This window comes from Herpetosiphon giganteus, from assembly GCF_016907925.1.
Taxonomy (GTDB): Bacteria; Chloroflexota; Chloroflexia; order Chloroflexales; family Herpetosiphonaceae; genus Herpetosiphon; species Herpetosiphon giganteus.
In genome coordinates, this window is sequence record NZ_JAFBCZ010000007.1 from 123,916 (window position 1) to 144,683 (window position 20,768).

Genomic DNA, 20,768 nt, shown 5'->3' on the forward strand with positions numbered 1-20,768 from the left:
CATGATCGACCTTCGCGAAAACGAGCCACTTGCGCCATATACCGCTTGGCGGATTGGTGGCCCAGCGCGGTATTTTGTTAATGTCAGCAGCCCTGAGCAACAAATTGAGGCTGTGCAATGGGCCGAACTTCAGCAAGTGCCAATTTTTATGCTTGGCGGCGGCTCGAATTTGCTGATGAGCGATGCAGGCTGGAATGGCTTGGTGATTCGCAATCGGGCGACGGGCTTTGAAGTGCAGGAGCATGGCGAGCAGCTGACGATTCATGTGCAAGCTGGCGCGCCAACTGCTGGTACGGTGCGGCGTTTGGCGGCGCAGGGCATTGCTGGGCTTGAATGGGCCGAAGGTTTGCCTGGCACAATCGGCGGGGCAATCTATGGCAATGCTGGCTGCTACGGCGGCGAAACGGCCAAACACCTGCAATCGGCGCGGCTCTTAATGCCCGATAATCAAATTGTCGAGTGGTCGGCGGCTGATTTTCAGTTCGATTATCGCACCAGCCAACTCAAACGACTGGCAGCGAATCGGCCAACCATGCGCATTCCATATGTGCTCGATGCGGTATTAACTGCCTGGCGCGATGATCCGGTGCGGATTGCTGGCACAATGGCCGAGATTGCCGAAGGCCGCAAGCAACGCACGCCTGCTGGTTCCTCGTGTGGCTCGGTGTTTAAAAACCCAGCCAATACCACCGCAGGCCGCTTGATCGATGCTGCTGGCTTGAAAGGTTTTCGCATGGGCGCGGCCCAAATTGCCGAAAAACATGCCAATTATATTTTGAATCTTGGCGGCGCAACCGCAAGCGATATTTTGCGAGTGGCCGAATATGCTCAAACTGAAGTCTTAAAACAATTTGGCATCGAACTTGAATTAGAAGTTCGCGTGATCTCCAGTGAGGATCAATCGTTATGACAAAACGGCGAGTTGGAATTGTCTTTGGCGGGAAATCGGGCGAGCACGAAGTCTCGTTAAAATCGGCGCGAGCGGTGATGAATGCGCTTGATCCTGCAAAATATACGGTTGTGCCAATTGGCATCAGCCGCAACGGCCAATGGCTCAGCGGTGGCGATCCATTGTTGGCTTTAGAGCAACAGGCCGACCAAAAGATGCTTGGGCGTGCACCCCAAGCTGGTTTGGTCAGCGAAACTGCCATTGTGCAAAGTGCTGGCAGCTTGCCAGAACACACCAATATGGCCGCGCTCGATGTGATTATTCCGGTCTTACACGGCCCGTTTGGCGAGGATGGCACGATTCAAGGGGTGTTTGAATTGGCCAATCTGCCCTACGTTGGCTGTGGCGTGTTGGCGGCCTCGGTGGGCATGGATAAAGGCTTGATGAAATCGGCCTTTGCGGCTGCTGGCTTGCCCCAAGTGCCGTGGCAATTGGTGTTGCGTCGCGATTGGCAACAACAGCCCGAAGCAGTCTACGAGCGGCTTGAAGCTGCTTTGAACTATCCAATGTTCGTCAAGCCAGCCAACCTTGGCAGCAGCGTTGGCATTAGCAAAGTCAGCAATCGGGCTGAATTGGCTGCTGGCATGGCCGAGGCTGCTGGCTACGACCGCCGGATTGTGGTTGAGCAAGGCATCAATGCCCGCGAAATCGAAGTCGCGATTTTGGGCAACGATGATCCATCGCCTTCAGTGCCAGGCGAAGTGCTGCCAGCCAACGATTTTTACGATTACGCCGACAAATATCTTGAAGGCCAAACCCAATTTGCAATTCCGGCGGAGCTTGAAGCGGCGACTAGCGAGCAATTGCGGGCGATGGCCGTGACCGCTTTCAAAGCAATTGATGGTGCTGGCTTGGCGCGGGTCGATTTCTTTGTCGAGCGCGAAACTGGCGCGATCTATATCAACGAAATTAACACTTTCCCCGGCTTTACGGCGATGAGCCAATATCCCAAATTATGGGAAGCCACGGGAGTCAGCTATAGCGAATTGCTTGATCGTTTGATCGACTTGGCAATTGAGCGCTATCACGAGCGAGGACGATGAGTAATCCACGTCGGACAGGCCGCATAATCAGCCGCAAGCCACGCGGGCGGACTGCGCTTGGGGTGCGTACCAGCACGCCCATGGTGCGGCCAACCGCGCGCACGATTTTGCGCAGCATGCTCATGAACGGCAAATTGCTGGCTTTGGTTTTATTGTTGGCGAGCATTGGCTGCTTGATTTTTGTCTTTCGTTCGCCAGCCTTTGTGGTTGGCAACTTAGAGATCGAAGGCAATCGCTCAGTCGATGCGACCACAATTAGCCAATTGGCCAACCTGCAAGGCCGCTCGATTTGGGATATTGATCCGGCGGCGGTGGCGGCGCGGATTGGCCAAAATCCCTATGTTGCCACCGCCACGGTGCAATTGCGCATTCCGGCACGGGTTTTGGTGCGGGTGCAAGAGCGGCAGGCAGCGGTTGTGTGGAATGTTGGCGGTACAAATTACGAAGTGACTGCTGGCGGCGAAGTGTTGGGCTTGGCCACCTCGATAACCACCGCAACCTTGATTATTTACGATACCCGCACGATTCCAATTTCGGCGGGCAGCTATATTGACACCGATGCCTTGAATTTGGCCCAAACCTTATATTTGCGTATACCCAAAGAGCTTGGTTGGCAACCGACGCGCTACGAGTGGGACCCATACTACGGGCTTTCGGTTTACAATGACACCAAACAAGCTGTGTTTGGGCGTTTGGCAGGCGAACCGATTAGCCTTGATCGCAAACTTGCAACCTTGCAACAAGTCCAAACCAGCGATGCAGCTTGGATATTTATTGATTTACGACCGGAAAAACCCTACTATCGACCGCAGGCGACTCCAACGCCACCTGAAGGGTCGCAATAAGGAGCACATGGGTGGAGCAGCGACAAGCTATGTGGATTCCGCTGGCGGGGCTTGGAGTTGGGGTGGCGATTGGGCTTGTTTCCGGCCTAACGATTCCCTCGCAATTTGCCCGTTACACAGCGGTAGCAGTTTTATCGGCGCTTGATTCGATTGTTGGCGCAACGCGAGCCACGATCGAAAAACGCTATCGGAATCGGATTTTTATCTCGGGATTAATTGGCAACACTGTGTTGGCGGTTGTGCTGGCGTTTCTTGGCGAGCGCTTAGGCATCGACCTCTATTTGGCGGCAGTGGTGGCCTTTGGTGTCCGTTTGTTTGAAAATGCCAGTCGCATTCGCCAACATCTGGTTGGCTAGGCGCAAAGAGCGAAACCAAGGCGAAGCTACGCTTGATGGATGCACTTTTTTGCAATGTCGCGCTCTCATCATTCGTTATTTCGAGCAACCCGACATTGATCATTGTTCCCGCCTTGATAAACCAGCTTCTTCTGCGACCTAGTGTAGGTTGTTGACGCAATGCAGCGTGGTTGCAAAGCGATCTGCTATCTCGTATAATCGCCAGCAACCCTGCTTGACAGGCAACATTTTAGCCTAACACAAGGGGTTTTCCATGAATCGCACCATTGTCGGTATTGATGTCGGTACAACCAAAATCTGTACTTTGGTTGCTGAAGTTCACGATACAGGCAAAGTCAATATTTTAGGGGTTGGCCTCACGCCTTCCAAAGGGCTTGATCGCGGGGTTGTTGTCAATATCGATGAAGCAGTCAGCGCGATTGCAACCTCGGTCGAAAAGGCCGAGCGGCTTTCGGGCTATCGCATTGGTACAGCCTTCGTGGGGATTGCTGGGCGGCATATTTCCTCGGTCAACAGTCGCGGGGTTGTCGCAATTTCACGGCCCGACCATGAAATTTCGCGCACTGACGTGGCCCGAGCCGTTGAAGCAGCCCAAGCAATTGCCATTCCCACCCAACGCGAAGTCATCCACGTGATTCCACGAGCTTATATTGTCGATGGCCACGAAGGCATTCGCGACCCAGTTGGCATGGCTGGCTATCGGCTTGAAGTTGAAACGCATATTGTCACTGGCGAAGTGATGGCGATTCAAAACTTAATCAAGAGCGTTGAACGGGCTGGGGTTGGCATCGACGACCTTGTGCTGCAACCCTTGGCTTCGGGCGAGGCCGTGCTCAGCGAAGAAGATAAAAGCCGTGGGGTTGTTTTGGTCGATATTGGCGGCGGCACGACCGACATTGCAATTTTTATTGGTGGTGGCATTTGGCACACCGTTGTGTTGCCGATTGGTGGCGCACATTTCACCAACGATTTGGTGTATGTCTTGCACACCCCGCATAACACCGCTGAATATCTTAAACTGCGCTATGGTAAAGTGAGCGATATTGAAAGCCATGATCCTGAAGAGGATTTGATTGATACCGATGGCTTCTCACCAGGTGAACATCAACAAGTTTCGCGGCTTGAACTTAACGAAATTCTGCAAGCTCGCGCCGAACAACTGATCGACATGATTGGCAATGAAATCCGTCGTTCTGGCTATGAAGGCCTGCTGCCTGCGGGAATTGTTCTGACAGGTGGCTCGGCCCAATTGCCTGGCTTAGATGAGATGGCTCGCCAACTTTTAGGCATGCCAGTGCGCATTGGCATCCCAACGAATTTGACTGGATTAGCTGAAGCAATTGATGCACCACCCTATGCCACGGCTGTGGGGCTTGTCCGTTGGGGCTTGCGTCATGGAATGGGCAGCGTTGGCGGCCACACTGCAAGTCAACCAGCAACAACCAACTGGAAACAAACCTACGACCGCTTCAAAATGTGGTTACGGGAGTTTTTACCCTAAACCGGCATCTGGCTACAGTCGATCCACGCCATTGCTGAGCTTTGGTGCTGATCTGGAGGCAACTTAACTATGGATTTCAATAACAACTTAATTGAAAATTTCGCCCAAATCAAAGTGATTGGGGTTGGTGGCGGCGGCTCGAATGCAGTTGATCGCATGGTCGAATCGGGACTGCAAGGGGTTGAATTTATTACGGTCAACACCGATGCGCAAGCCTTGATCCACTCGCCTGCGACGATTCGGGTGCGGATTGGCGATAAATTGACCCGTGGGCTTGGCTCTGGCGGCAACCCAGTGATTGGCCAAAAAGCTGCTGAAGAAACCCACGACGAGCTGCACGATGTATTGCGTGGCTCGGACATGGTGTTTATCACCGCTGGCATGGGCGGCGGCACTGGCACTGGCGCTTCGCCAGTGATTGCAGCAATTGCCCAAGAAATTGGCGCTTTGACAGTTGGGGTTGTCACGCGGCCCTTCTTGTTTGAAGGCAACCATCGGCGCAAAGTTGCCGAATCGGGGATTGACCAACTGAAGCCAACCGTTGATGCTTTGATTGTGGTGCCAAACGATCGCTTGCTGCAAATCGCTTCGAAAAACACCAAAATGAACGAAGCCTTCCGCATGGCCGACGATGTGCTGCGCCAAGGTATTCAAGGGATCTCCGATTTGATTACCAGCCGCGGTTTGATTAACCTCGACTTTGCCGACGTAAAAACGATTATGTCGCAACAAGGCACGGCGTTGATGGCAATTGGCCATGGCATTGGGGATAATCGCATGGTCGATGCAGCCAATATGGCAATTTCATCACCGTTGCTCGAAATTTCGATCGACGGGGCCAAGGGTGTGCTGTTCAACGTCACTGGTGGCGAAGATTTGGGCTTGTTGGAAGTCAACGAAGCTGCTGAGATTATTTCGAAGGCTGCTGATCCTGATGCCAACATCATCTTCGGGGCACGAATTGACCCCAACTTGCCAGCTGATGAAGTGAAAATTACGATTATTGCGACCGGCTTTGACCAAACACGGCCTCAAGGCAACAATCGCTCACGTTCGTATCCATCGGCGCAAAGCCAACCAAGCCAACCACAATCAAACTATCAGCCATCAACCCAACAACCAGTACGGCCAGCGGCTCAACCGCAACAACCGCAACAACCGCAACGGCCTACGCCACCAACCACGTTTGGTAGCAATGATGATTTAGATATTCCACCATTCTTGCGCAACCGCGAACGCCGAAAATAACCAAGTTTGCTCGCTCCAGCGCGGTGGTACTACCCCGCTGGAGCGAGCAAACTGCCCAAATTGAGCGTGAATATTTTTTGATAACTACTTAGGTCGTTGGGCAAACTGCCCAAAGCTTAGGCAAAAAGTACTACAAATTTTGACATCAGCTTTTTAATCGTTATAATGAAGCTCTGAATACCAATCACATCCGTGCTACCTATGAGAATACCCCAAAATCCATAGATGGATGTGGTTGTGTACCAACCTTGTTGGCCCTGTGTCCCTCTGATGCAGGAATGTTCGATTCTACGAATCGGGTTTTGGACTCATTGATTTAGGAGGCAAGAATGCTTCGATCAAAGCGCCAATTGATGAGCTTTGCGCTCATGTTGGTCCTTGTTGTTCCGATCTTGGCTGCTTGTGGTGGCGATGCAACTCCAACCACGGCTCCAGCAACAACAGTCCCTGCAACCGCAACTACAGATAGCGCAGCAGCAGCTACGACTGAACCAACCGCTGCCGCAACCGAAACGGATGCAACTGTTGAACCAACTGCTGAAGCTGAAGCAACCGCAGAACCAACCGCTGGTACCGGCACCACGGGCGAAGGCCCTGGCACCGACCCAGAAAAAACCATCATCATTGGTATGACCCAATCGCCAGACACCTTGTTCGGCATTGAATCACAATCAAGCGCCACCACCCAAGTGTTGTCAGCGATTCAGCCAGCCTGTTTCACCACCTTGGACTATGAATACCAACCAGTTTGTTTCACCAAATTGCCAAGCTTCGAAGATGGCGATGCAGTGACCCAAACCGTTTCGGTTGACAGCAGCTACGAAGGCAACATCGTCATCAACGACGAGTTGATCACCGACACCGCTAGCTTGACCGAAGCTATGGACATGGAACAAGTTGTTGTAACTTGGACCTTGATCGATGGTTTGACTTGGGAAGATGGCACCGCCATCACCGCTGCTGACTTCGTGTTTGCTGCTGAATTGTACCAAGATCCAGGCATCAAGAACGCTAGCCGCTTTGTACTTGATCGTACCCAAAAATACGAAGCCAAGGACGAAAAAACCTTGGTATGGTACGCAGCTCCTGGTTACACCGATGCAACCTACTTCTTGAACACCTTTGGTCCTGAACCAAAGCACGTTTTGGAAGGTGAAGACCCAGCAACCATTGGTGGTAGCGACTACGCTGCTAAGCCATTGGCATATGGCCCATACAAGATTGCAGAAAACACCCCACAAGAAAGCACCAAGTTGGTTGCTAACGAAACCTACTGGAAAAAAGGCTACCCAATCATTGGTAATGTTACCTTCAAGTATCTGACCAGTGAAGATCAAGTCTTGCAACAATTGGAAAGCGGCGAAATTGACGTCGTTGGTTCAATTGGTTTGACCTTGGCGAACGCTCCTAAGCTCGACGAACTCGAAGCTGCTGGCACGCTCAAAGGTCAATATGTTCCAGCAACCGTGTGGGAACACATGGACTTTGGCGTAGAACGCAATGATGGTCAACCATCAATCTTCGCCGATGTGAAATTGCGCCAAGCTGTTGCTTATGCAATCAACCGCAAGCAAATCATCGATAACGTCTTGTTCGGCAAGACCGTTGTGATGAACACCTTCTTGCCAGCCGATCACTGGGCTTACCCACCAAACGGCGAAGGCTTGGAAGCATACGAATACGATGTTGAAAAAGCTAAGGCTCTCTTGACCGAAGCTGGTTGGACCGCTGGCGCTGATGGCATCCTTGAAAAAGATGGTGCTAAGCTCACGATCCAATTCTTCACCACCGAAAACAACCAAACCCGCGAAGCCGTTGCTCAATTGATCCAAGAAGACTTGAAAGCTGTCGGTATCGATGTTCAATTGAACTTCGTACCAGCAACCGATGTCTTGTTCAAGAACGGCGCAGAAGGTATCTTGGCTGGCCGCCGCTTCGACTTGGGCTTGTACGCTTGGGTCAGTGGCCCAGAGCCATCGACCGCTCTGTACCTCTGTGATCAAATTCCAACCGAAGAAAACAGCTACGGCGGTCAGAACAACACTGGCTGGTGTAGCCCTGAATACGATGCAGCTGCGTTGGCTTCACAAGCTGAAACCGACCGCGCCAAGCGTATTCCTTTGGTCATCGAAGCTCAAAAAGTATTCAATGCCGAATTGCCAACCTTCCCATTGTACCAACGCGTCAATGTTGGTGCATATAACGTCAAGGTTAGCGGCTTGGACTTGAATCCAACCAGCCAAGTTGACTTCTGGAACATCGAAACCTGGGACATTACCAAGTAATTGGTAAGCTCCTCGCTACGGAGCTGCGTGCTTGCACGTAGCTCCGTAGTTGTATCCCTCGCCTTCCCACAGCTTTTTGTGAGCGCACCATAAACAGTTAAATCAAGACAATGTTGTCACGCCCGGATCTTAACCACCAGACAGTGATTGTCGTGCTTGTGTGGTTTTTTTTGTAATGCGAGATAAATGGTACAATAGGCCAGTTTTCCAAACCGATAAAATTCAATGCTCTTTTTTTGAACGTAATTTGCCGTAACAGAGTGTACTAGTTAAGAACCATTTATCTTATCGGCAATTAACCATTTCAAGCATCTTTAGAGGTACCGCATGACTGTATATCTCATTCGGCGCTTGTTTCAAGCGATTCTCGTTCTCCTGTTCTCATCGGCAGTGATCTACTCGCTGTTTGCCTTGGCTCCTGGTGGCCCCCTTGATGAGTTACGCCAAAATACTGACCCTAAGAGCCGTCCGAGTGAGGCGGATATTCAGCGTCAAGCAAAATTGCTCGGGGCTGATAAACCGTGGTACTTGTGGTATCCCACATGGCTTGCTGGTGATACGTGGCTCGATAAAGTTGGGCTTGAACAATATGTCGGCGAGCGCAAAGGTATTTTACGCTGGGATTGGGGTACCTCATGGAAGTTCCAGCGCAATGCTCCCGTCTTAGATATTATTAAAGATAAGCTGCCCGATACGCTCTGGCTGATGATTACCTCAACGATTATTTCGTTGGTCTTGGGGATTCCGCTTGGCGTTTTCTCGGCAGTGCGCCAATATTCATTCTTCGATTATATTTTGACCACATTTAGCTTTATCGGCTTATCATTGCCCTCCTTCTGGTTTGGGCTTTTGATTATTGCGGTATCGCTGTGGTTTAAACGCAATGGCTGGTTCTATTTCCCTGCTGGCGATATTTTGGCCTTGCGCAATTACGAAGTGCCAGTCCTCGGTACGGTTGTCGCTGGCTCGTTCCTCGATCGGGTCATGCACTTGGTAATGCCGGTTACCGTGCTTTCGATGCTCAACTTGGCCAACTGGAGCCGCTTTATGCGCGCCAGTATGCTCGAAGTGCTCAGCCAAGATTATGTGCGGACTGCCCGCGCTAAAGGGGTCAAGGAACGGGTCGTGATCTACAAGCACGCCTTCCGCAATGCGTTGATTCCCTTGATTACAATCATCGTATTTGCGATTCCTGGGGTTTTTGGCGGTGCGTTGTTTACCGAAACGGTGTTCAACTACAAGGCGCTTGGTTTTACCTTTATTAGTGCCCTCAACCTCAAAGATTATCCCTTAGCAATGGCCTTCTTGCTGATCTCATCGATCTTGCTGGTGTTTGCTACCTTGCTGGCTGATGTGCTCTATACCATTGTTGACCCACGAATTCGACTTGACTAGTTGAGGCTCGTACGTTTTCGATTGGTTTAGCGACCCGTGTGAAAGGAAAATCCATGGCTGTTTCAACAACTCAAGTCGAGGCTCGTGAGGCGAAAAAAGAAGAATATGAGCGCCCGTGGCTTGAGATTCTCAAACGCTTTTCACGCCACCGCTTTGCGGTTGCAAGCGTAGTGGTTTTGTTTTTGATGATTGTGGCGGTTACCTTTGGGCCATTGTTTATGCCCTTTGGCGAAACTGATACCGCAGTTACCAAAAAGGATCAACCACCAGGCACCGAATATGTTGTCCCCAAAAATCTTTACTATAATAGTATTGGTGGCGATGTGCGAACTGCCGCCGGCACGACCCTGACCTTCTGGCTTGGCTCAGATGGCATTGGCCGCGATTTGCTGACCCGTTTGTTGTATGCAGGCCGCGTGTCGCTGTATATTGCGGTTGCGGTTACCTTGCTCAGCGAATTGATCGGGATTATCATTGGTGTGATGAGTGGCTACTTTGGCGGTCTTGTCGATGCCTTTGCAATGCGCTTTGTCGACTTCCTCAACACCTTGCCGTTGCTGCCAATTCTGCTGATTATCTCGACAATTCTTGAGCCAACGGTTAATCTGCTAATTTTGATCTTGGTGTTCTTTAGTTGGACTGGTGGCGCACGCTTGATGCGCGGCCAAATCTTGAGCTTACGCGAGCAAGAATATGTTTCTGCATCGCGGGCCTTGGGTGCTTCCAACTTGCGGATTATGTTCCGCCACCTTGTGCCAAACGCCTTGGCTCCGAACATCGTTAATGCCTCGTTGGCCTTGAGCGGTGTGATGATTACCGAAGCAGCCTTGAGCTTCTTAGGCTTCGGGGTCAAGTTGCCATCTGCTTCATGGGGCAATATGCTTAAAGGTGTCAACACCACGATTCTGGAAAAATATACGTGGCAAGCCTTCTTCCCGGGGCTGGCGATCTTTATTTGTTCATTGTGCTTCAATTTTATTGGCGATGGCTTGCGCGACGCTCTTGACCCACGCGCCAAACGCTAACCTGTAATTCTTGCTAGATAGGGGCATGCTTGTGGCTCAATCCGATGTTTTGTTGAAACTCAAGGGTGTCAAAACCTACTTTTTCACCGATGAAGGCACTGTCCATGCCGTCGATGGCCTCGATTTCCAGGTGCGTCGTGGCGAAACCTTAGGGATTGTCGGTGAATCAGGCTGTGGCAAAAGCGTAACCTCCATGTCGATTTTACGCTTGCTGGGCAAAACTGGTAAAGTCATCGAAGGCGAAATCATGTTCGATGGCGAAAATTTGCTCGACTTGAGTGAAGAAGAAATGCGCAAAATCCGTGGTAATCGGATTTCAATGATTTTTCAACAGCCAACGACCTGTCTGAATCCTGTTTTCCGCATTGGCGAACAGATTATCGAGGCCTTGCAAATTCACCAAGGGCTTTCGGGCGAGGAAGCCAATAAACGCACGATTGAGCTTTTGACCTTAGTCGGTTTGCCCGACCCCGTGCGTCGGATGCGCTCGTTCCCCCACGAAATTTCTGGTGGTCAGGCCCAACGGGTGATGATCGCAATGGCGTTGGCATGTAACCCAGAATTGTTGATTGCTGACGAACCAACCACCGCACTTGACGTAACGATTCAAGCTCAAATCTTGGATCTGATGCGCGAGTTGCGCGAAAAAGTCAATACTGCAATTATTTTGATTACCCACGATTTAGGGGTTGTGGCCGAAATGGCCGAAAATGTGATGGTTATGTATGCAGGCAGGGCCGTCGAATACGCCCCTGTCCATGCGCTGTTTGAAGCACCCAAACACCCCTATACCCAAGGCTTGATCGCTTCAACTCCGGTTTTGGGCAATGTACGTGATGAACTAGAAACAATCCCTGGCCAGGTTCCAAGCTTGTTGAACCCGCCTGCTGGTTGTCGTTTTGCTTCACGCTGCGCCCATCGGATGGATCAATGTACCCAAGAAGAACCCCCGTTGATCAAGCTCGAAGGTGATCGACTGGTACGTTGCTGGTTGTACTAGAAGAGGTTTTACATGACTGTTTCCAACAGTACCAGTGAGCATTTGCTTGAGGTACGCAATCTCAAGAAATATTTCCCGATTAAAGGTGGCTTGATGCGCCGCACAGTCGCCGAAGTTAAGGCACTTGATGGCGTTAGTTTTAGCATCAAGAAGGGCGAAACGCTTGGTTTAGTCGGTGAATCGGGCTGTGGCAAAACGACCACTGGCCGCACAGTTCTGCGCTTGATTCCACCTTCTGGTGGTCAAGTGTTGTTTGAAGGCCAAGATGTGCTCAAGGCAAGCGCTGGCCAAATGCGCGTCCTGCGGCGTAATATGCAAATTGTGTTTCAAGACCCTTATGCCTCGCTCAACCCACGGATTCCCGTAGGCCAAAGTATTGCCGAGGGTTTGAAAATTCACAATATTGGCACGCCCAAGGAGCGGCTTGACCAAGTTGCCCAGGTGCTGGAACGGGTCGGCTTGAATTCAAGCCACATGCGTCGTTTCCCCCACGAGTTTTCTGGCGGCCAACGCCAACGGATCGGGATTGCTCGCGCCTTGGTGATGCAGCCAAAATTGATCGTCTGCGATGAGCCAGTTTCAGCCTTGGACGTGTCGATTCAAGCCCAAGTGCTTAACTTGTTGAACGACTTGCAAAAAGATTTGGGCCTGACCTATCTGTTTATCGCCCACAACTTAAGCGTTGTTGAGCATATTAGCAATCGGGTAGGCGTGATGTACTTAGGGCGCATGGTCGAGCTTTCAAGCCGTGACCAATTGTTCCGCAAGCCAATGCACCCGTATACCAAAGCCTTGATGTCGGCAATTCCCTTGCCCGACCCAACTATCAAGCGCGACCGGATTATCTTGGAAGGCGATGTGCCAAGCCCAGTTAATCCACCAAGCGGCTGTCGCTTCCACCCACGCTGCTGGCTGGCGCAAGATATTTGTAAACACGATGACCCCGCCTTTGAGGAAAAAGAGCCAGGCCACTTTGTTGCTTGTCACTTTGCTCAGGGTTAAACAGCTTGTTGGGATTACGCATCAGAACCGAGGCGGCTTTGCTACCTCGGTTCGTTGTTTAACCAGCTAAAGATCTGATGAGAAACCCCATTTGTGCCCTAAATATGGCTTGGCTGCATTCGACAAAAATGCATGGCTGCGCTACACTGCCTGTTGCTTAAAAGTGATCGAACGTTGCGGTTTGAATAAATTAGAGCGTCAACGATCGGCAAGTTTTTTGGGCTTGCACGATGGTTCGCCTTGGATTGATGCTGATGAAATTGCGTTTTAGCCTTGCGCTTTTGCTGTGTTTTAGTTTGGTTGGCTGTAGTGTTGAGGGTGGTGCGCCAGTTGGTCAGCCAACGGTGCAGGTTCAGACTCCCCTGCCAACAACTAATCCCGCCACAAGCAATCTGTGGACATTGGGTCTGACTGAAGAACCAGTCGATCTCTATCCCTATAGTTATGCGTTTCGGGGCGCTGCGCCCTTGATTGAATTGCTCTACCCAGCTCCATTGACGGTGGTGAACGAAGCCTATACCACAACTGGGGTTTTGGAGCGCGTGCCATCGTTTGAAAATGGCGATGTGCAATATATTACAACCACAGTTAATCTTGATTCGAATGGCGTGATTACCACGACCCAAACCGAAACCATTACCAGCGTGCGCCAGTTGACGGTTACGTATCGCTGGAATAAAAATCTGCAGTGGGATGATGGTCAGCCATTAACCGCTGCTGATTCGGTCTTTGCCTATAAGTTGCTACGTGGCAGCGCCTCGACGGCTCAATTGGCCACCCAAAGCGACCTAACCGCCGATTATGTGGCACTTGACGAATATACGACACGCGCTTATTTGCCGCCAGAGCGCGATGATCCGAATTATTTGATTACGGTTTGGACTCCGTTGCCAGCCCATCTTTTTGAAGGCGAGCCAAGCGCCAAACAAGTGAGCGATCGTTTAGGTCAATCGCCGGTTGGCTATGGCCCGTATAAGCTCAAAGCTTGGACTGCTGGCACGCAATTGGAGTTTGTGCGCCGCGAAGGCCAAGCTGAACAATTGCCAAGCACGATTGTTGCCCGCCTATACCCCGATATTGCCATGATGCGCGATGATGTGCTGAGCGGGCGGGTTGACGTGGCTTGGACTGAAGGCTCGTTGGAACAATTAGCATCTGAGCTTAAAACCGACGTGCAATCCAAAACCCTGCAACTCTTGCAAGCGCCCAACCCAATTTGGGAACATATTGATATGAACTTGGCGGTTGTGGCTTTGCAAGATATTCGCATGCGCCAAGCAATTGCCCATGGCTTTGACCGTGAGGCAATTAGCACCACCTTGTATGGCTCGCCCAAGGCTGTTTTGCATAGCTGGTTGGCTGCTGAATCGTGGGCCTTTGATCCAACCACCGCCGTCAGCTATACCTTTGATCCCGACTACTCGCGCGAATTGCTTGATCAGATGAATTATCTTGATACCAATAGCGATGGCTTGCGCGAGCGCCCTGATGGCTCGCCATTCCAATTAACCTTGACGACATCGACTCAAACCCCAATTCGCCAACGGCTGAGCGAGCAATTTGTCAGCGATATGCGAGCGATTGGGATTGATATAAAGCTTGAAGCTTTGTCGACGACCGACCTGTATAGCCAGCAAGGGCCGTTGTTTGGGCGACGCTTTGAGCTGGCCCTGTTTGGCTGGTTGCGCAGCGTCGATCCCGATGGTGCGGTGTTGTGGAGTTGCGCTGCAATTCCCAACCAAATTAATGGTTACTCCGGCGACAACTTTACTGGCTGGTGTATGGATACTGCTGATAAGGCAATTCGTACCGCCACCAGTTCGCTTGATCCCGCAGTGCGCAAGGCAGCTTATAGCCAACAGCAGGAAATTTTTACCCGCGAATTGCCAGTGTTGCCAGTAATTACGCGCCAAACCACGGTGCTGCTTGCGCCTGCAATTCGCGGTGTTCAGCCCCAGCCTTTGGCTCCAATTACCTGGAACTTGAGTGCTTGGCAACGCTAACGGCGTGAATTATGCTTAATCAATGGAACTGAACAAATGACAATCAACGTGGATTAAGCTAAATCTATGCGCTTATTAATTGGCATTGTGCTATTAAACCTGGTCTGGTGTAGCTTCCGCCCCCAAGAACGCCAAATTCTCTGGGGGTGGTTTTTGCGTATTTGGCCCCGTTTGCGGCCAATTTTGGGCTGGTTTTTTATTTTCATTGGCATTTTGGGTATCATTTTGCCCATTCTGCAAGGCTTGATTTTCTTGGTGCTTGGCTCGGCGCTGATTGGCCCACGCCATCGCTTGATTCGGCTGACACGCGTGTTGTATAAACGTTTTTTACGTTGGCTGGCAACGCGGCGCAATCGGCTGCTGGCTTGGGTCGGACGCTTTGGCCTCCGTTCGTTGCGCACCCTGAATCAGCAAATTCAACGTTTGAAGGATTATCGTGCGCGCTATTATCGCAAGCATCGATTAATTCGCTTGGCGATTGTGCCACCAGCAGCGGTTATCAGCGAGCTTAATCACTATCGGCTACGCTACGATCCAAGTTATCGCCATGGTTTGCCGCCGCATATTGTGTTGGTGCCAAGTAGCCTGCCGCTTGATCGCGATGCATTTGAAGCGCAGATTGTGACAGCGCTTCAGCAGTATCCTGCGTTTGAAGTAACGCTTGATCAGCTGCAAATTGCCCCAATTCAGCATCGCTTGGTGGTTACGCCCAGCCGCGGTCAAGCAGCACTTGAACAACTTCAAGCCATGTTGCCCACAACGAGACCAATCGAACGCCGGCCATGGCCAGCGCTGACGCTTGGCAAATTGCTCCAATATAGTAGTTTGGAGAGTGCGCAAGCGTGGGTAGCCGAAAGCTGGCAACCCCAAACCTGGCAGGTAACTGAAGTCGTATTGTTTGAAGAACGTTTTGGCCATATGTGGCACGAAGTGCGGCGTTTTCGCTTAGCCCAAGCGCCCATGAAGCAGACGGAGTATGTTAAGATAGATGATATTAACTATTCTGGCTAAAGCAATGCTGCTTACACTCACTGCCGAGGAGTTTTACGATGATTGAAACCACAATGGCAACCGCCCAGCGCCAATTTGATATTGCCGCTGAATTGCTGGACTTGGAACCGGAAGTTCGGGATTTGTTGCGCTCGCCGCGGCGTGAGTTGATCGTCCATTTTCCGGTGAAGTTGGATAACGGTCGGGTGCGCAATTTGACTGGCTATCGCGTGCACCACAATATTACGCGTGGCCCAACGCTTGGTGGCTTGCGCTTGCAATCGGCAGCGACGCTCGAAGAAATGCAAGCCCTCGCCATGTGGATGACGTGGAGCTGTGCAATTGTCCAAATTCCCTATGGCGGAGCCAAAGGGGCGATTGTTTGTGACCATCGCGAACTGAGCAGCGGCGAATTAGAGCGCATTATTCGGCGCTATGTGACCGAAATTACCCCCTTGATTGGCGCTGAACGCGATGTGATGATGCCTGATCTCAACACCAACGAGCAAACTATGGCTTGGGTGATGGATACCTATTCGATGCATCATGGCTATACCATGCCCTCAGTAGCAACGGGCAAGCCGGTTCAAGTTGGTGGCTCGCAAGGCCATGGCCAAGGAACCGCCCGTGGTTTGTGCTATAGCGTGCGCCAAGCAGCCAGCAAAATTGGCCTCGATTTGGCAGGCGCGCGGGTGGTGATGCAAGGTTCTGGCACAACTGGGCGCTTGGTCTTGCAATTTTTGGCTGAAATGGGCTGCCAGATTATCGCCGCCAGCGATGATAACACCGGCGTAGTTGCCGAAACTGAGGCTGGAATTGATGTTGCAGCCTTGATTGAGCATCGGGTTCAGACCGATGGTGTGGCCAATTTGGCTGGCACAAAGCCAATTAGCCACAGCGAATTGCTCGAATTGCCATGCGATATTTTGGTGTTGGCAGCAGGCCAAAATGATATTAGCGGGGCCAATGCTAGCCGTGTTCAAGCCAAGATTGTGGTCGAGCTGGCTAATGGCCCAATTACGCCAACAGGCGACTCGATTCTGGCCAATAAAAATATTATTGTCGTCCCCGATATTCTGGCCAACGCAGGCGGGATTGTCGTTTCGTACTTTGAGTGGGTCCAAGGCTTGCAAGAGTTTTTCTGGACTGAGCGCGAAGTCCATGGCGAGTTGGCCAAAACCATGGAACGAGCCTTTAATGAGGTCTACACGGTCGCCCAAGAGCGCTTTGTGCCCTTGCGCACGGCTGCCTACTTGCTCGCCGTTGATCGCGTCGTGCGCGCGATGGCCATGCGTGGGATTTATCCATAATTGTTAGGGTTCAGGGAGCTTTCAAGGAAATGCTGTTAAAGTCCACTCACCCCAACCCCTCTCCCGTGGCGCGAGCGAGGGACTTTAACGGTGGTTTTCTCATAATTCGTGAGCATTCTACGGGTGCTCCCCCTCGCCCTCGTTCAGTGGGAGAGGGGGCTGGGGGGTGAGGGAATGCCACTATTTTCCAAGCTACTCAACAATTAGATCTCTGTTCTCTGTTCTATCATGAGCGATAAGTAATGAATTCATCCCTCATCGCTCATCCTTACAACGATGCCATTAGCAAGCCACCACCCTTATACATTGCAACTACCCGAATTTGCTGGCCCGTTGGATCTGCTGTTGCGCTTGATTGAGCGCGAAGAATTGGCGATCACGGCGATTTCGTTGGCGACGGTAGCCGACCAATATCTGGCCCATGTGCGGGCGATGAGCGACCCCGACCCGCTGACGGTTGCCGATTTTTTGGCCTTGGCAGCCCAATTGTTGTTGATTAAATCGCGCGCTTTGTTGCCCCGCCGCGAGCCACCGCCAGCACCACCAGAAGAAGATGTGGCCGAACAATTGGCCCAACGCTTGCGCGAATATCAGCAATTTAAGCAAGCAGCAAGCAAATTGCGCGAATGGGAAAGCGCTGGTTTGCGAGTTTGGGAACGAGTGACGCTACCGCCGCAGCCCGATTTGCCTGCGCCTCAGCTGGCAGCGCATAAATTAAGCGCCTTGGTCAATGCCTTATCGCGCCGTTTAAGCTTGATTGAGCGCGAAACACCACCAATTCCAATTCCCAAGGCCAAAGTTATTACGATTGCCGAAATGGCCGAATTGATTGGCGAGCGCTTGCAGCGCCAACGCTATGTGGCATTTGATGATTTGCTGAGCCTTGCCACGACCCGCAGCGAAGTGATTGTTGCCCTGTGGACGGTGTTGGAGCTTGCCAAACGCGAAATTATCAATGTTGAACAAGACGAACTGTTCGATTTGATCAATCTCTCGCGCGGCTCACGCTTCGGCGAACGCTTAACCGAAAGTATGCAGGACGAAGCCGAAAGTATGAGGGATGAAGGATGAGGGATGAAGTCAAAAATCAGAAAAGAGCATAGAACAGAGATAGCATCGAAGTCAGAAGTCAAAAATCAAAAATCAATAGCCTATAGCCTTGCAAAACATAATCCTAAACATCTGTGCCAATCTGTGGCTAAAGAATAAAAGCCTTTGTGTGCTGGATAAGATTATATTTTCAACGCAGAGGCGCAGAGGAATGATGGCTCTTGGCTGAAGGCTAGCGAAACATCATCACAATATATCTGTGCAATCTGTGGCCAAAATAACGCTAATTCGTGCAATTCGTGTAATTCGTGGCTAAAAATGTTCTTCGTGTCCTTCGTGGATCAATTTTTGCCCCTAACTACTGACACCTGACCCCTCGCAATACCGCCTGCTTGCAAGCATCGTGTATAATAGGCCGCAGTACTTGTTAATGGTTTTTTGAGCCTTGCTGCTGGCTTGCGGCTTAACTGCATGGGAGGCCAACGATGAGCCGGTTATCGCCCTCTGTCCTCGTGATTATCCTGCTGGTAAGCTGTTTATTTATTTATATTGGGCCAGCTCAATCGCAAGCAAATCAAGGTCTGGTTGGGATCATTCTGCTCTTGATTGTCCTAATTGGGCTTTTTTTGGCGTTTAGTCGTGGCACGATCGCCCAACGTGAATCAGCGCGCAATATGCTAGGCACCTTAACTGGCATTGCGGCAGTTTCGTGTGCTGCGTTGCTTGGCCAACAAGCCTTGAATGGCAATTTGTTGGGGTTGATGTGTGCTCCGGTGCTGCTTGCTGGCGTGTATATGGTCTTTTTGGCCATGACTGCGCGAATTGGCCAACACGTTGAAGAAGGCGAAGTGCTGCTGATTCAACGCCGCATGGATCATCAACATATTATTCGCCCGCCTGGCTTGCATTCGCCAATTGTGCCCGCCCTCGAAGTTGGGGTGGCGATAATGCCAACCTACAATATTCAGACTGACGTTGAAGTTGATATGGTTGATACTGCGTCGCTGCATAAAGTCGATAAAATTATTGTCGATACCCAATCGCGCATTATTCAGCGCTTTCCCGATGAGGGTGAAAGCATGCCCGTAGAAATGCGTTATGAAGGCTTTTTGAAATTACCCTACAACTATCCCAACCGTGACCATATTTTTAAAGAAATTGCCGACCGCCGCAATATCGATGTAATGCAAGTGCGTATGAGTGCCGATTTTTGGATCGAAGCGATTCAATCGCAATTGCGCCGCGATGTTGAGGAAGATTTACGGGCAATTATCCACGATAACACCTTTTATAACCCTGAGAAACGCAGTTATGGCAAGCTTGGGCCTGCTGATATTTCTGCACGGCGGGCTGAAATTGCTGCCCAATTAAAAAATCGCTTGCAAGAAAAAGTGCAGCAGTGGGGCATCGAAGTGCTCGATATTGGGATTACTCAAGTTATCTTGAATGCTGATCGAATTAAGGCCTTTTATCGCACTATTACCGCTGATCTCGAAATTCAGGCCGCCAATCGCCTGGCTGAGCAAGAAATTAAGCGCACGATGGCCTTGGCCGATGCTGAAGCCTATCAACGCAAGAAATTTGCCGAAACCGAGCTGGAAATTCAACGCCAACGTAACGAAATAGAAAATGCCGCCAGCTTGCAAATGTTGCAAGATTGGATGAATACAATTATTGCTGATAATCCAGATATGAAACCAGATGATTTGAAACACTTGCTCACCTTGGCGCTCGATGAGCACGAAAAACGCAAGGTCTACCGCGAACACAATCTGATTGACCAAGAATAATGCTATAACAGGGAGTTGGCTGGCATGCAACATTTTGATACAGATTGGCGCGTGGTAGTTATTGGCGGGGCTGGGCTGGATATTAAAGGGCGCTTGCTTGAGCCAATGCTCGAAAAAACCTCAAATCCAGGTCGGCTGACGATTAGTGTTGGCGGTGTGGCACGCAATATTGCCGAAAATATCGCCCGTTTGGGGGCGCACAGCAGCCTGATTGCCGCTGTGGGCAACGATGAATTTGGGCGCTTGATCATTCAGCAAACTGAAGATGCTGGGGTCGATACCGATGCCATGATGATTTTGGAAGATCAGCATTCGGCAGCCTATTTGGCGCTGCTTGATCGCAATGGCTTGTTGTATACGGCGCTTGACGATAGCCATTGTGCCCGCGCCGTTACGCCAGAATATATTCAGGATAATATTCAGCTTTTGCGTTCTGCTGATGCGGTGTTTATTGATGCCAACTTATCGCGGGCTACCGCCGATGTGATTCTGCAAATCTGTGCCGAAGAAGATATTCCGGTCTGCTTCGAGCCAGTGGCCTATGGCTTGGCGGGCCGCTACCGCGATCGTTTGCGTGGCATGTATCTGATTACGCCCAACGAGCGTGAAGCCGAGGCCTTAACCGGCTTGCCAGTAACCTCGCCAGCAGAAGCGACCGCTGCGGCCAAAGAGTTGGTGCGGCTTGGCGTGGAAATTGCGATCATCACCTTAGCCCGCGAAGGCTTAGTCTATGCTACGGTCGATGGCCATGGCCATATTCCGACCTTGGTGCGCGATCTTGTCGATGCAACCGGAGCAGGCGATGCCTTGGCAGCGGCGGTCTTGTTTGGTCTGATGAACGAATTGCCCTTGGATGAGGCTGTGCGCTTGGGAGCCAGTGCCGCAGCGCTAACAGTTGCCTCGCCCGATACCGTGCGCCGCGACCTGAGCCTAGAGAGCTTGTACGCCCAGTTGTTAATCTGAGCCTAGCGTTTTT

17 protein-coding genes are annotated in these 20,768 nt (G+C 51.1%); all 17 read left to right on the top strand.

Features of this window, described 5'->3' with window-relative positions; translation table 11 throughout:
* Window position 1: 1 nt before the first annotated feature.
* The 17 genes from murB (at window position 2) to JOD20_RS08630 (ending at window position 20,755) form a co-directional block, all read left to right on the top strand.
* Complete coding sequence (gene murB, locus JOD20_RS08550; RefSeq protein WP_204754866.1) at window positions 2-910, top strand: UDP-N-acetylmuramate dehydrogenase; 909 nt, start codon at window positions 2-4, stop codon at window positions 908-910.
* The gene (locus tag JOD20_RS08555; protein ID WP_204754867.1) at window positions 907-1,992 is read left to right on the top strand and encodes a D-alanine--D-alanine ligase; all 1,086 of its coding nucleotides are present in this window, start codon (window positions 907-909) and stop codon (window positions 1,990-1,992) included. Before murB ends, JOD20_RS08555 begins: the two co-directional genes overlap by 4 nt.
* A complete protein-coding gene (locus tag JOD20_RS08560; RefSeq protein WP_204754868.1) occupies window positions 1,989-2,837 on the top strand; it encodes a cell division protein FtsQ/DivIB in 849 nt (282 codons plus the stop codon). The genes JOD20_RS08555 and JOD20_RS08560 overlap by 4 nt, the downstream gene beginning before the upstream one ends.
* A gap of 11 nt (window positions 2,838-2,848) precedes the next feature.
* Entirely contained in the window at window positions 2,849-3,193 is a 345-nt protein-coding gene (locus JOD20_RS08565; RefSeq protein ID WP_201783493.1) for a small basic family protein, read from the top strand.
* 253 nt (window positions 3,194-3,446) lie between these two features.
* On the top strand, window positions 3,447-4,694 hold the full coding sequence (ftsA, locus tag JOD20_RS08570) for a cell division protein FtsA (protein ID WP_204754869.1): 1,248 nt from the start codon (window positions 3,447-3,449) through the stop codon (window positions 4,692-4,694).
* Between the two features lie 69 nt (window positions 4,695-4,763).
* On the top strand, window positions 4,764-5,942 hold the full coding sequence (gene ftsZ / locus JOD20_RS08575) for a cell division protein FtsZ (RefSeq protein WP_204754870.1): 1,179 nt from the start codon (window positions 4,764-4,766) through the stop codon (window positions 5,940-5,942).
* Between the two features lie 329 nt (window positions 5,943-6,271).
* On the top strand, window positions 6,272-8,227 hold the full coding sequence (locus JOD20_RS08580) for a peptide ABC transporter substrate-binding protein (protein WP_204754871.1): 1,956 nt from the start codon (window positions 6,272-6,274) through the stop codon (window positions 8,225-8,227).
* A 327-nt stretch (window positions 8,228-8,554) separates the two neighbouring features.
* The gene (locus JOD20_RS08585; RefSeq protein WP_110514626.1) at window positions 8,555-9,622 is read left to right on the top strand and encodes an ABC transporter permease; all 1,068 of its coding nucleotides are present in this window, start codon (window positions 8,555-8,557) and stop codon (window positions 9,620-9,622) included.
* Between the two features lie 53 nt (window positions 9,623-9,675).
* Complete coding sequence (locus JOD20_RS08590) at window positions 9,676-10,647, top strand: ABC transporter permease (RefSeq protein WP_204754872.1); 972 nt, start codon at window positions 9,676-9,678, stop codon at window positions 10,645-10,647.
* 25 nt (window positions 10,648-10,672) lie between these two features.
* A complete protein-coding gene (locus JOD20_RS08595) occupies window positions 10,673-11,647 on the top strand; it encodes an ABC transporter ATP-binding protein (protein WP_054534926.1) in 975 nt (324 codons plus the stop codon).
* 12 nt (window positions 11,648-11,659) lie between these two features.
* On the top strand, window positions 11,660-12,649 hold the full coding sequence (locus JOD20_RS08600; protein WP_204754873.1) for an ABC transporter ATP-binding protein: 990 nt from the start codon (window positions 11,660-11,662) through the stop codon (window positions 12,647-12,649).
* Window positions 12,650-12,903: 254 nt separating this feature from the next.
* Complete coding sequence (locus tag JOD20_RS08605) at window positions 12,904-14,652, top strand: peptide ABC transporter substrate-binding protein (RefSeq protein ID WP_204754874.1); 1,749 nt, start codon at window positions 12,904-12,906, stop codon at window positions 14,650-14,652.
* A gap of 66 nt (window positions 14,653-14,718) precedes the next feature.
* The gene (locus JOD20_RS08610) at window positions 14,719-15,663 is read left to right on the top strand and encodes a 2'-5' RNA ligase family protein (protein ID WP_204754875.1); all 945 of its coding nucleotides are present in this window, start codon (window positions 14,719-14,721) and stop codon (window positions 15,661-15,663) included.
* A gap of 38 nt (window positions 15,664-15,701) precedes the next feature.
* Window positions 15,702-16,952 (top strand): Glu/Leu/Phe/Val family dehydrogenase, encoded by a 1,251-nt coding sequence (locus JOD20_RS08615; RefSeq protein WP_204754876.1) that lies wholly within the window; start codon window positions 15,702-15,704, stop codon window positions 16,950-16,952.
* Window positions 16,953-17,228: 276 nt separating this feature from the next.
* On the top strand, window positions 17,229-18,023 hold the full coding sequence (locus JOD20_RS08620) for a segregation and condensation protein A (protein WP_204754877.1): 795 nt from the start codon (window positions 17,229-17,231) through the stop codon (window positions 18,021-18,023).
* Window positions 18,024-18,487: 464 nt separating this feature from the next.
* Window positions 18,488-19,792, top strand: a complete 1,305-nt coding sequence (locus JOD20_RS08625) for an SPFH domain-containing protein (RefSeq protein ID WP_204754878.1) — start codon at window positions 18,488-18,490, stop codon at window positions 19,790-19,792.
* A gap of 24 nt (window positions 19,793-19,816) precedes the next feature.
* A complete protein-coding gene (locus JOD20_RS08630) occupies window positions 19,817-20,755 on the top strand; it encodes a carbohydrate kinase family protein (protein WP_204754879.1) in 939 nt (312 codons plus the stop codon).
* Window positions 20,756-20,768 lie beyond the last annotated feature (13 nt).

What these genes read in the sequence shown, in the direction of transcription:
- JOD20_RS08555 (WP_204754867.1), top strand. Translation starts at nt 907, where the DNA reads ATGACAAAACGGCGAGTTGGAATTGTCTTTGGCGGGAAATCGGGCGAG.
- JOD20_RS08625 (WP_204754878.1), top strand. Translation starts at nt 18,488, where the DNA reads ATGAGCCGGTTATCGCCCTCTGTCCTCGTGATTATCCTGCTGGTAAGC.
- ftsA (WP_204754869.1), top strand. Translation starts at nt 3,447, where the DNA reads ATGAATCGCACCATTGTCGGTATTGATGTCGGTACAACCAAAATCTGT.
- JOD20_RS08595 (WP_054534926.1), top strand. Translation starts at nt 10,673, where the DNA reads ATGCTTGTGGCTCAATCCGATGTTTTGTTGAAACTCAAGGGTGTCAAA.
- JOD20_RS08560 (WP_204754868.1), top strand. Translation starts at nt 1,989, where the DNA reads ATGAGTAATCCACGTCGGACAGGCCGCATAATCAGCCGCAAGCCACGC.
- JOD20_RS08600 (WP_204754873.1), top strand. Translation starts at nt 11,660, where the DNA reads ATGACTGTTTCCAACAGTACCAGTGAGCATTTGCTTGAGGTACGCAAT.
- JOD20_RS08580 (WP_204754871.1), top strand. Translation starts at nt 6,272, where the DNA reads ATGCTTCGATCAAAGCGCCAATTGATGAGCTTTGCGCTCATGTTGGTC.
- JOD20_RS08605 (WP_204754874.1), top strand. Translation starts at nt 12,904, where the DNA reads ATGAAATTGCGTTTTAGCCTTGCGCTTTTGCTGTGTTTTAGTTTGGTT.
- JOD20_RS08590 (WP_204754872.1), top strand. Translation starts at nt 9,676, where the DNA reads ATGGCTGTTTCAACAACTCAAGTCGAGGCTCGTGAGGCGAAAAAAGAA.
- JOD20_RS08630 (WP_204754879.1), top strand. Translation starts at nt 19,817, where the DNA reads ATGCAACATTTTGATACAGATTGGCGCGTGGTAGTTATTGGCGGGGCT.
- JOD20_RS08620 (WP_204754877.1), top strand. Translation starts at nt 17,229, where the DNA reads ATGCCATTAGCAAGCCACCACCCTTATACATTGCAACTACCCGAATTT.
- murB (WP_204754866.1), top strand. Translation starts at nt 2, where the DNA reads ATGATCGACCTTCGCGAAAACGAGCCACTTGCGCCATATACCGCTTGG.
- JOD20_RS08615 (WP_204754876.1), top strand. Translation starts at nt 15,702, where the DNA reads ATGATTGAAACCACAATGGCAACCGCCCAGCGCCAATTTGATATTGCC.
- ftsZ (WP_204754870.1), top strand. Translation starts at nt 4,764, where the DNA reads ATGGATTTCAATAACAACTTAATTGAAAATTTCGCCCAAATCAAAGTG.
- JOD20_RS08585 (WP_110514626.1), top strand. Translation starts at nt 8,555, where the DNA reads ATGACTGTATATCTCATTCGGCGCTTGTTTCAAGCGATTCTCGTTCTC.
- JOD20_RS08610 (WP_204754875.1), top strand. Translation starts at nt 14,719, where the DNA reads ATGCGCTTATTAATTGGCATTGTGCTATTAAACCTGGTCTGGTGTAGC.